Annotated in this window: 1 protein-coding gene; it reads left to right on the top strand. The window is 37.9% G+C overall.

From position 1 onward, the window contains the following. Positions 1-12: 12 nt before the first annotated feature. On the top strand, positions 13-327 hold a 315-nt coding region (locus J8281_RS19380), incomplete at its 3' end, for a hypothetical protein (RefSeq protein ID WP_210199281.1).

Here is a 327-nt window from a genome sequence, read left to right as displayed (position 1 = left end):
ATTAAAGAACGTATGGAACAGGCAGATAAAAAGACCCGCGATATGCTAGCTTGGGCTTACGAAAAAATGCCTGTTTTAACCAGTTCTAACAAACAACTACAAGAATATTATTATCGCTGTTTACTATCTGTAATGATGAGTCGTTACGAAAACCCGAATTATATAACCGATGTATTTTGGGCAGTAGGTACTTGGCCATATACCATTAGCTGGGATAATTCCTATGCATCAGATGTGCTAGCCATGTTAGAACCAGAAAGCTTAAAAGGTGCCATATTAACCGATTTTGAGCAAGTACAACTCAAGAAAACCTATGTAGGTTGGAAC

Source organism: Aquimarina sp. U1-2, assembly GCF_017897595.1.
Taxonomy (GTDB): Bacteria; Bacteroidota; Bacteroidia; order Flavobacteriales; family Flavobacteriaceae; genus Aquimarina.
This window is presented reverse-complemented; position numbering and strand designations above follow the sequence as displayed.